The 9,695-nt window shown below is 61.3% G+C and carries 10 protein-coding genes and 2 pseudogenes; 5 read left to right on the top strand and 7 right to left on the bottom strand.

Annotated features, from left to right (window positions below):
- From AC1RWI_RS10050 to AC1RWI_RS10065, 4 genes and pseudogenes are all read left to right on the top strand, one after another.
- Positions 1–287, top strand: a 287-nt coding sequence (locus AC1RWI_RS10050) for a hypothetical protein (protein WP_492866081.1), incomplete at its 5' end; no start/stop codon positions are given.
- Between the two features lie 13 nt (positions 288–300).
- Complete coding sequence (locus AC1RWI_RS10055; protein ID WP_492866083.1) at positions 301–972, top strand: hypothetical protein; 672 nt, start codon at positions 301–303, stop codon at positions 970–972.
- A gap of 64 nt (positions 973–1,036) precedes the next feature.
- A complete protein-coding gene (locus AC1RWI_RS10060) occupies positions 1,037–2,215 on the top strand; it encodes a DUF883 domain-containing protein (RefSeq protein ID WP_492866085.1) in 1,179 nt (392 codons plus the stop codon).
- Between the two features lie 169 nt (positions 2,216–2,384).
- A pseudogene (locus AC1RWI_RS10065) lies at positions 2,385–2,660 on the top strand (type II toxin-antitoxin system YafQ family toxin); the annotation flags it as partial.
- Positions 2,661–2,886: 226 nt separating this feature from the next.
- Here AC1RWI_RS10065 and AC1RWI_RS10070 read toward each other — a convergent pair.
- Positions 2,887–3,978 (bottom strand): porin, encoded by a 1,092-nt coding sequence (locus AC1RWI_RS10070; protein WP_492866087.1) that lies wholly within the window; start codon positions 3,976–3,978, stop codon positions 2,887–2,889.
- A gap of 442 nt (positions 3,979–4,420) precedes the next feature.
- Here AC1RWI_RS10070 and AC1RWI_RS10075 point away from each other — a divergent pair.
- Positions 4,421–4,696, top strand: a pseudogene (locus tag AC1RWI_RS10075) (transposase); the annotation flags it as partial.
- 204 nt (positions 4,697–4,900) lie between these two features.
- On the opposite strand, the gene AC1RWI_RS10080 reads toward AC1RWI_RS10075, so the two are convergent.
- The 6 genes from AC1RWI_RS10080 to AC1RWI_RS10105 are packed head-to-tail and all read right to left on the bottom strand — an operon-like array spanning position 4,901 to position 9,651.
- Positions 4,901–5,686, bottom strand: coding sequence for an SDR family oxidoreductase (locus AC1RWI_RS10080; protein ID WP_043348975.1), 786 nt, complete (start codon positions 5,684–5,686; stop codon positions 4,901–4,903).
- A gap of 29 nt (positions 5,687–5,715) precedes the next feature.
- Positions 5,716–6,498, bottom strand: a complete 783-nt coding sequence (locus AC1RWI_RS10085) for an amino acid ABC transporter ATP-binding protein (protein WP_043348978.1) — start codon at positions 6,496–6,498, stop codon at positions 5,716–5,718.
- A 19-nt stretch (positions 6,499–6,517) separates the two neighbouring features.
- Positions 6,518–7,291, bottom strand: a complete 774-nt coding sequence (locus tag AC1RWI_RS10090) for an SDR family NAD(P)-dependent oxidoreductase (protein WP_492866090.1) — start codon at positions 7,289–7,291, stop codon at positions 6,518–6,520.
- The gene (locus AC1RWI_RS10095) at positions 7,278–8,291 is read right to left on the bottom strand and encodes an NAD-dependent epimerase/dehydratase family protein (protein WP_492866092.1); all 1,014 of its coding nucleotides are present in this window, start codon (positions 8,289–8,291) and stop codon (positions 7,278–7,280) included. Before AC1RWI_RS10095 ends, AC1RWI_RS10090 begins: the two co-directional genes overlap by 14 nt.
- A gap of 9 nt (positions 8,292–8,300) precedes the next feature.
- Positions 8,301–8,972 carry an amino acid ABC transporter permease gene (locus AC1RWI_RS10100; protein WP_043348984.1) on the bottom strand — a complete coding sequence of 224 codons (672 nt, stop codon included), beginning with the start codon at positions 8,970–8,972 and terminating at the stop codon, positions 8,301–8,303.
- A 7-nt stretch (positions 8,973–8,979) separates the two neighbouring features.
- Positions 8,980–9,651, bottom strand: a complete 672-nt coding sequence (locus tag AC1RWI_RS10105; protein WP_043348986.1) for an amino acid ABC transporter permease — start codon at positions 9,649–9,651, stop codon at positions 8,980–8,982.
- Positions 9,652–9,695: the final 44 nt, after the last annotated feature.

The following is a 9,695-nucleotide window of genomic DNA, read 5'->3' on the forward strand; positions in this document are numbered from 1 at the left end:
CACCGGAACCGGCTCCGCTCGCCAGCACGGCGCCGGCCGTTCCCACGCCCACACCACCGGCCAAACCCGCCAAGCCAGTTGTGCAGGTCGATCCCATGGACGCAAAGATCGACGAGTTGCTACGCAAGGCAAAAGGCCACGTCGCCAAAGGCCAATACGACAAGGCCATCGCCACAGGCGAAAGCGTCCTGGCTATCGACGCCGGCAACCGCGCTGCCAAGGCTTTGATCAGCAACGCCAAATCCAGGCAGATGGAAGCGCTGCGCTCCAACACCTCCCTCGAATAACTACCTGCAAATCATGAAACTCCAGAAGACGATTCTAGTAGCGGCCCTTGGCGCGCTACTGGCCAGCGGCTGCGCCACCCAGGGCGGCGAAAGCACTGTCAGCAGTGACACGGTCCTGCGCTGCGCCGCGCTCGGCACGGGCGGTGCCATTTTGGGTGCATTGATCGGCGGCACCAAAGGCGCCATTGGGGGCGCGGCCGCCGGTCTGGCTGCATGCGCGGTGATCGAGGTTGCCACGCGGCAGACCAAGACCGCGGCAGAGGTGGATCGCGAGTACAAGGTGAGCAACCGCAATCGCCTGCCACGCACTGCGGAGGTGAATGCGTACAACACCGTTGTGACACCGAACGGTGCTGTGAAGGCTGGCGAAGCGATCAAGCTGCAGTCGACGATCCGCGCCGTGTCCGGCACCAACGAGCCGGTTCAGGAGGTAAAGGAGATCCTGACCGTTTATGCGCCGTCCGGAGAGGAATTCAAGCGTGGCGAAAAGATCGTCAGCTCGGCGCCGGGCAGCGGTGAGTTTGACAACAGCTTCACGCTGAAGCTGCCGGTCGGCGCCCCGCAGGGCACATATCGCCTGAAGAGCCAGGTGGTGCTCAATGGCAAGCCTGGCATCACCCGGGAAAACCAACTGCAGCTGGCGCGGGTGGGCGACACGTTCACCGTTGCCATGCTGGATCACTGAGCCGATCACTGCGTTGATCACTAAGGCAACCGCAGAACCGATAACAATACGGATAAACAAGTTCATGACGACAAACGAAAAAGCTGCAGCGCCTTCCTACGCGTTGCTTCGGGCGGCAGAGGCGATCACCAACTGGCGCGCATTGGCGATGTGCGGCATGGCGGGCGTGGCAACGCTGATCGCGGGCATGCTCACCACTTATACGATCGCGCATAGCTTCTTCCTGGGCCTGTTGCTTGGTCTGGTCACGCTGGGGGTGATGCTGGTGGGGTATTCCGCCGTGGGCATCACGCTGATGCGGCAGGCGCAGGGGCACACCATCGGCTTTGTGGATGCGGTGCTGCAGGCGGTGTTCACCGCGCACCGGTTCCTTGGCGTTGGCATCTTGCTGCTGCTGGGCTACCTGGCGGTGCTGCTGGGGGCGCTGCTGATCTTCCTGCTGTGCAAGATCCCGGGCCTGGGGCCGCTGTTGTACGCGTTTGCGTTCCCGCTGGTGGCGGTGGTCATTGGCGCAACGTTCGCTGGCCTGGGGTACGTGGGCTACCCGCTGGCCGCGCCGGCTATCTGGGAAGGCAACACGGCGGTGCAGACGGTGGCGCGGTTGATGCAGATCGGGCGTCACCGGCTGCTCCAGGTGATCGTGAACATGTTTCTGTTGCTGGTGCTGGTGGTGGTGCTGTCATTCGTGGTCTTTGGCATTCTGGGCTATGGCGCCGTCATGTCGGCGTCGCTGTCGAGCGCGGTGGGTGCCAGCCCGATGAGCTCCCTGCTGGCGATGTTCTCTGACGTCAATCCGTTTGGGCACGCCTACGGCGGCGGCTTTGGCGGCGGCTATGGCCGTGGCGACATGGCTGCCCTGCAGGATGGCATGGCCTATGCCAAGTCGTTTGGCTTTGGCGCAGGCTTGCTGCTGACGATTGCCTTGGTGATCCCGTTCCTGACCTTTATCAATGGCACTTGCCTGATCTATCTGCAGACAGTGAACGGCATGGACTTCTCGGACTCGGAGGCGATGCTGAAGGAACGCATGGCACAGGCAAAGCGGCAGGCCGAGCAAGCGCGGGACCGTGCCGCGGAGCGCATGCGTGAGGCCAAGGCATCGCCGCAAGCTAAGCCGGCGGTTCAGGCGGCTGCGCAAGTTGCGGCGCCTGCAGCCGTGGCGTTGGCCTGCGGCACCTGCAACGCCCCTATGGCGGCGGACGACCTCTTCTGCGGCGAGTGCGGGGCAAAGCGGCCGGCCTGACGGCTCGGCTGCCAATTCGCAAGCAGGCAAGGGGGATGGATGCTCCGTCCCCCTCCTCTCCCATTGTTCAATGACCACCAAAGACCAGAAGACAGCGTGCCTGCCGCGAGCCAGCGACAGGACCAAGGAATTTGACAAGGATTGAAAGCGACCGGCCCACTCTGGGCGCTACAACATGGGCGGTCTCAAGGAGGCAACGATGCTCCTGATCGCCAACGATGGTCCGCTACCGCCGGAATACCTGGACCATCCTCTCTCAGGCCAACTATCGGTTTATCGAGAGTGTCATGTTGGTGGCGACCTCCTCCTCATGTACCGGCTCGAAGATGGCGGGCGGGTGAGCCGCTCCGGCTACTACGCGCTCCGCCGTGCCAAGCCAAACACGAAGACGCTGCAGGAACAGACCCCCCCCCGCGGCGCGCGCCAAGGCAGCGTTTGCTGCTAGCGGCGCGAGCGACGGCAGCCGACGTGTGATGCATGCGGTGCGGGCGCGAGGGGTGTGCTGCGCACGTCGGCTTGCGCGTGTCCCTGCCTGCAGTCTCGTGTCCCGGTTGACGGTGCAAGCCCGCAAAGCCTTCGCCAAACGTCTTCCCTGGACCGGTGTCACCCTCGATTGCATAGGCAATCTTCTTGCCTTCTTGCCTTATAGGGTGGATGGCCTCGGGCGGGTATCAGAAGAAATGGACAATGCCAAGCTGTGTGCCGTTGATCGCGCCGCCCGGCACCGACCTGATGCGTGCCGAAGGTTCCACAACAGCGGCACCGCCCAGCACGAAATTGCTGCGCGTGCCTTGCTGGCTCAGCCGCGAGAGAGTGGCGTAGAGGGTTGTCCGCTTCGACAGCGCATAGCTATACATGGCGCCGACCTGGGAGGCGTTGCCGTGACCGAGGCCGGATAGATGGTCGCGGGTGTATGCGTAGCCAAGGGCGAGCCTTGACGCGCCTGTGAATGAGTAAGCGAGGGACGTCGCAAGCAGGTTGGTATGTATGGTGCCGTCGGAGGCCTTTTCGTCGTTGGCGGAGAAGAAGAACTGCCAGTGGCTGTCAAGCGTGTACGAACCGCCGCCCACCATCCGCGTCATCGCATAGCCGAGCGTTTCGTTCTTCACCCGCTCGTAGTTGGCGCCGAGATAGACCGGCGCGCTGTCGTACTCGAGCGAAAAATGAACGTTTTGATTTCCTTGATTCTGCGGCAGGATTGCGCCACCGGAGACAGCGCCGCGCGCATACAGCCCCTGAAACCTGAGCCCCGCAATCACTGGCGAAATATAGCCGATCGCGTTGTCGGCTCGCACCGTTGTGCCGGACATGTTGTTCCAGCCTGACGCCTGTGTCGCCGCGTAAAACGCATCCAGGCGTCCGCCCATCAGGAATTGCGGACTATTCTGGCGCCCGAGCCGCACTTCACCATATTGGCCGCTGGCTAGGCCGACCCACGCTTGCCGATTGAAAAGGCGGTTCGAATCTGCCTGCGTGCCGTCGTTCGAATTGATCCCGCTCTCCAGCGCGAACGTCGCCTTATTGCCACCGCCCAGATCCTCACTGCCTCTGATGCCCCAGCGGCTTCCGAAAAGGCCGCTGGCGTCAATGCGCGTGACGGCGGGGACGCCATCGGCATGAATGCTTGTCACGAAGGTGTCGATGTTCCCATACAGGGTTACGCTCGATTGCGCTCGGGCCATGCCTGGCGCCGCGAGGATGGCCAGCGTTGCGGCAAATATCGACAAGCCCGTGTTGGGAGCGAAACGTTGACGGTGTTCCATTTGAGTAGTCTTCCTCCGTGATGTAAGCGGCGCGCTCGTTTCTCGATGCGGTGCGTCCGCCATGGCCTTCGGCTTGGTCCATCCTGTTTTCCGTAGCCACACAATTTTGAATACGAAATCTATGGATAGAAGATGATCAACAGGTTTATTGGTAACGCGGGATATGGATAAGCAAACGAGGATGCGCACCATCCAGCGACATGGAACCGGCTGAATGGCTCGAATTATAAATTTGCAAAATTCTTTCGTCGCATGCTCGTTTATTGCCCGCGTATAACATCCGGTTAAACACTCAAGACAAATATTTGCTATGTAAATACTGATTTACTCAGAGCGAACGTCATCGCTGAGTGGCTTGTACGTATTGCCGGGCGCATACCCAAGAGACGAGTCGGAGATGAAGTGATGGATCTGCCTTGCCGAAGCGGAAAATCGCGACAAGAAGCGCCTGATGTCGGTGGTCGAGCCGTACTGCGCCAAGGGCCATCGTGGACGGCAGCCGATCGGACTGGAGCGGATGCCGCGCGTCTGGTTCCTTCAGCAGTGGTATGGGCTGTCAGCCGAGGCGCTGCATGACACGCTGCACGACAGCATGGCGAAGCGCGTGCTCGCCGGGGACGAGCTGACACGACAACTGATCGACGAGATCGGCATCATGTTGCGCGTGCGGGGGCTGATCATGAAGGAAGGCATGATTGTCGATGCCACCATCGTCGATGGCGCCACCGTCGATCAGGATCACCTGAGTCCTTGCTGACTGCGACATGGCGCGTCAGGCATGGATCGAAGAAGCCGTGGCCCGCCGAAGCGGCTCAGGCCTTTTTAGTCAGGGGGCCGCAGGAATCTCCCCCCTGATGGACGGAGCGTATTCCAAACGCCCAAACCGGCTCGCTCCCTCATGGGCGAGCCGGCCGCGAGCACTTCAGACGCTTTGCAGATAGCCGCCGTCGACGCGAACGATCGATCCGGTCATGTACGATGCGCGCTCACTGGCAAGAAAGGTAACTACGTCTGCGTATTCAGCCGGTGTGCCGTAGCGTGCCATCGGAATCGAAGCCACGCTTTCGCTGATCACAGCGTCAAGCGGACGGTTTTGGCGTTCAGCCTTCATCACATCGAGATACCGGATTCGGCTGGTGGCAATCCGGCCAGGGAGAATCACATTCACCGTCACGTTGTCCGCGGCAACCTCGCGGGCCAGCGATTTCGACCATCCCACCAGCGACATCCGCAACGCATTCGACATAGCGAGATTGGGAATCGGAGCGATGATTCCGGACGACGAACTCGTGATCACCCGTCCCCACTTCCGAGCGCGCATACCCGGCAAAATCCTGTCAGTGATCGCGATCACCGACAACACCATCGCGTTGAACTGTTTGGCCCACACTTCCGGATCGACGCCGCTCGCTTCCGATGGCGGCGGTCCGCCCGTATTGTTGACAAGAATGTCGACCGGCCCGAATTGTTGCTCGATCTGCGACACATGCCGGTCGGCCGCGGCGCGGTCGCCCAGTTCCCAGCAGTGCGTGATACAGCGCCCGCCGTCCTCCTCGATGCTTGCGGCCGTTGCGGCGAGCGCCTGTTCATCCACGTCCGCAAGCGCGACGCTCACCCCCTCCTGTGCGAGCTGGCGGGAAATAGCGCTGCCAAGTCCACCGCCGGCGCCAAGCACAAGTGCGACACGGCCGGAAATTTTTAAATCCATGAGTTGCTCTCCTTTCAATCTTTATCAATTTATCGATTCAATATCTGGCCGAGAAACGCTCTCGCGCGCTCGCTCTTCGGCATCGAGAAGAACGCTTCCGGCTGCGCCTCTTCGACGATTTCACCCTTGTCCATGAAGAGAATCCGGTCCGCGACCGTGCGCGCAAAACCCATCTCGTGCGTGACACAGACCATCGTCATGCCATCGCGCGCGAGTTGCATCATCACGTCGAGAACTTCCTTGATCATTTCGGGATCGAGTGCCGAGGTCGGCTCGTCGAACAGCATCATCTTCGGCTTCATGCACAACGCCCGGGCAATGGCCACGCGCTGCTGCTGGCCACCAGAGAGCTGGGCCGGATAGCGGTCTGCCTTATCGCCGATGCGCACGCGCTCAAGAAAATGGCGCGCTGTTTCTTCCGCTTCCTTCTTCTTGATCCCGCGAATCTTCATCGGCGCGATCATCAGGTTTTGCAACACGGACAGATGCGGGAACAGGTTGAACTGCTGGAACACCATACCGACCTCGCGGCGCACGAAGCTGATATTTCGCGGGCTCTTGGTGAGGCTCACGCCTTCGACCAGGATCTCGCCCTGCTGATGTTCCTCCAGCCGGTTTATGCAGCGAATCATCGTGGATTTGCCCGAGCCGGATGGACCGCATATGACGATCCTCTCGCCGCGCTGCACACGCATATCGATATTGGATAACACCTGGGTTTCGCCAAACCATTTGCTAACGCGGCGCAGTTCTATCGTGGCCGGCTGGCTTGCGGCATCTTGCGCGGGGGGATTGTTCTCGAGGGCTCTCATAAGGTTCACCTAGGTTTCGTCAAGCGGCCATCCAGCCGCCGTCGATCATTAAATTTTCGCCGGTGATGAAAGTCGCCTCGTCTGAGGCGAGAAAGAGCGCGGCGCTTGCGACATCTTCCGGGCGTCCGAGGCGCGGCATCGGCGTGCGGGCTTCCGAGTATTCAAGGGCTACCGCCGAGGCAGCCGGCCCTGCCTTGCCTGTCACGATCTTTCCGGGGGCAACCGCATTGCAGACGATGCCTTGGTCGGCATAGTCGACCGCGATCTGGCGCGTCAGGTAGACGACGCCCGCCTTTGATGTGCCATACGCGACGTTGCGCGGCGCGCAGACCATGCCATGCTGCGACGACACGTTGACGATGCGGCCACGCGCTTCGCGACATACTTCCTGCTTAAGCATCGCGCTGACCGCCGCGCGCGACATCAGGAACACACCCGTGAGATTCACCGCCATAACGCGATTCCATTCATCGATGGTGGTTTCCGTCAGCGGCTTGCCCGCGCTGATCGCGGCATCGTTGACGAGCACATCGAGCCGGCCATAGCGCCGCACGGCATGGGCGACCGCGGCGTCGGCATCGGATTCCTGCGCGACATCGGTGCGGATGAATTCGACTTCGTGCCCCTCCAATCGCAGCACGTCCGCGGTCGGAACGCCACCTTCGCGGACGGTCTCGGTGATGTCGGCGAGCACAAGGCGTGCGCCCTCACGACCGAAACGCAGCGCGATCGCCCGACCAATGCCGGACGAGGCCCCGGTGACAAGCACGGACTTTCCCTCAAGACGTCGCATCCTTGCCCTCCAATTGGTTGACCGGGCTGGCATCACTCGAAAGCCACGCGAGATAGTCGTTGGCGGCGGCCTTCAGGTCGAAGCGGCTGACGTAGTTCAGTTCTGTCATCAGTCGTGCGATGCTTAGCGCGGGACGATCCATTGGCAGCACGTAGTCAACCGTCGCCGGTTCGCCAGGTTCACTGAAACGCCAACGCAGGCCAGGAAAATGATGCGCGAGTGCGGCGCACCACTGCGGTAGGTCGGTCAGGCAACCACCACCGATGTGATAGACCGCGTGCGCCAAGGCTGGCGCGCCGGCAAGCCGCACAAGCGCGTCGGCCGCATCCCGGGCATAAAGCCAGTCGGCGGTCATCGGTCGAGGCAACACGATCTCGTCGCCGGCGATCGCGGCGCACGTCACCTGCCGGTGCGGGCTCAAATGCTCGCGCGCTCCACTCGCGCGTTCCCATGGTCCAAATACAGGCCCGAGCCGCGCAACGCGCACATCGAGTCCGTGAAGCTCGCCGATTCGCAACGCCGCTTGTTCGGCCGCGAGCTTGCTGATCCCATAAAGACCCGCCGGCGCCGGTGTCGATGCGCTCTCCTCATAGCAACCCGACGCAGCCGGTGCCGTGAAGCCGTAGACGGAGACCGAGCTAACGACGACCACCCGTTTCAGGTTGGGCGAACGTGCGCACCGCTGTAGCAGGCGGGCGGTAGCAACCACGTTGACATCGAAGATACGCGCGGCGTCGTCGCGTTCACTCTCGGGGCCGGGCGTCATGGCAGCCGCATGAATCACGCGGTCGATCGTCCCGGCTGCGAAAGCCCGCTCGAGATCGGCGTCGGAACGAATATCGCCATTCACGATGCGGCAGCCTGGCTGAGAGGCTAAAGCACACGTTTCGCCGCTCACCATCGGCAGATCAAAGAGCACGATCTGCTCGCCAGCTTGTAGCAATCTCTCCGCGATCGCCAGGCCGATAAAGCCGGTACCTCCAGTTACCAAGGTCGTCATGGGTGCACCTTATCGGCTCTTCAGCGTCTGGCGTTCAAGGCGTGCTACCCAGCGCGCCATCGGCCACAGCAGCACGAAGAAAATCAGGGCCGCTGCGATCAGCGGCGTCGGATTGTAGGTTTGCTCCTGAGCTACGCGCGACGAGCGCAGCAGTTCCGGGAGCGAGACGAGCGAAGCGATTGACGTTGCCTTGATCAGTTCCAGAGAATTGCTCGCCAGCGGAGCAAGTACGTTTCGCACCGCCTGCGGCAGCACGATATAGGCGATCTCACGGATCGGGCCGAACCCGAGCGAGCGCGCGGCTTCGCGCTGGCCGTGTGGAACGGATTCAATCCCGGCACGAAAGATTTCGCCGTAGTAGCCGGAATTGTTTAGCGCCAGCGCTAGCACCACTGCGGTGAAACTGTCCAGCGTGATACCAAAAAACGGCAAGCCGTAAAAGATCAGGGCGAGCAAGACAACCACAGGAAACGACCTGAACAGATCGATGTACGTCAACAGCGCGAGGTTCAGCGAGCGTCGATGGAAGCTGTAAGCCACGGCAATCGCAACGCCGAGCGCGATGGAGACCGGCGCCGCAACCAGCGCAAGCAGGATGGTCAGCTTCAGGCCCTGCAGCAGCAATGGATAAACCTGTCGCAGGGATTCCAGGTTGAAGAAATTGTCGAGGAATAGGTCCATATGAGCCTCAGGAGCCAACGCAGTAAGCCCGCTCAAGCCAGCGGCTCGCCACGACCAGCGGGATGAAGAACACGAGGTAACATGCCGCCGCGAGCGTAAGCGGCGATGGATTCGCCAGCATTCCGACCAGGCTCTGCGCTTGCCCGAGTACTTCCGGCAACGCCACGGCGGTGCCCAGCGCGGTGCCCTTGCTTACCGCGATGGCGCGGTTGGTCAGAAGGGGAATGGACATCCGCACAGCCTGCGGCAAAATAATGGTGAAGAGCGTGCGAAAGGAGCCGAACCCGAGCGCGCGCGCTGCATCCCACTGGCCACGCGGCAACGCTTTGATCGACGACCAGAAGATCTCCGATGCAAACGCAGACAGCACCGCGCCAAGGCCCAACACGGTGGTCACGAGCGGCGAAAGCTTGATGCCGATGTACGGCAGGCCGAAATAGACCAGCACGAGCACGACGAGCTGCGGCATTGTTCGGAAGAAATCGACGTAGAAAATGATCAGCGCATTGATTGCGCGCACTTCCATCGTCCGTACGATGGTGAGCAGCAGACCCCAGGCCATCCCGATGATGATCACAAGCAGGGAGACCAATACGGTAATGCCGAAGCCACTGAGGATCAACGGCATCGACTGGCTAAAGACGCTGACGTTGAAGAAATTATCGACGATGCGATCCATGCTACTTATGCCTAAACGGTGGGGGAAGCGCCGGCCCGCACACG

This window comes from Cupriavidus sp. MPR-AND1C, assembly GCF_058809705.1.

What these genes read in the sequence shown, in the direction of transcription:
- AC1RWI_RS10055 (WP_492866083.1), top strand. Translation starts at nt 301, where the DNA reads ATGAAACTCCAGAAGACGATTCTAGTAGCGGCCCTTGGCGCGCTACTG.
- AC1RWI_RS10060 (WP_492866085.1), top strand. Translation starts at nt 1,037, where the DNA reads ATGACGACAAACGAAAAAGCTGCAGCGCCTTCCTACGCGTTGCTTCGG.
- AC1RWI_RS10070 (WP_492866087.1), bottom strand. Translation starts at nt 3,978, where the DNA reads ATGGAACACCGTCAACGTTTCGCTCCCAACACGGGCTTGTCGATATTT.
- AC1RWI_RS10080 (WP_043348975.1), bottom strand. Translation starts at nt 5,686, where the DNA reads ATGGATTTAAAAATTTCCGGCCGTGTCGCACTTGTGCTTGGCGCCGGC.
- AC1RWI_RS10085 (WP_043348978.1), bottom strand. Translation starts at nt 6,498, where the DNA reads ATGAGAGCCCTCGAGAACAATCCCCCCGCGCAAGATGCCGCAAGCCAG.
- AC1RWI_RS10090 (WP_492866090.1), bottom strand. Translation starts at nt 7,291, where the DNA reads ATGCGACGTCTTGAGGGAAAGTCCGTGCTTGTCACCGGGGCCTCGTCC.
- AC1RWI_RS10095 (WP_492866092.1), bottom strand. Translation starts at nt 8,291, where the DNA reads ATGACGACCTTGGTAACTGGAGGTACCGGCTTTATCGGCCTGGCGATC.
- AC1RWI_RS10100 (WP_043348984.1), bottom strand. Translation starts at nt 8,972, where the DNA reads ATGGACCTATTCCTCGACAATTTCTTCAACCTGGAATCCCTGCGACAG.
- AC1RWI_RS10105 (WP_043348986.1), bottom strand. Translation starts at nt 9,651, where the DNA reads ATGGATCGCATCGTCGATAATTTCTTCAACGTCAGCGTCTTTAGCCAG.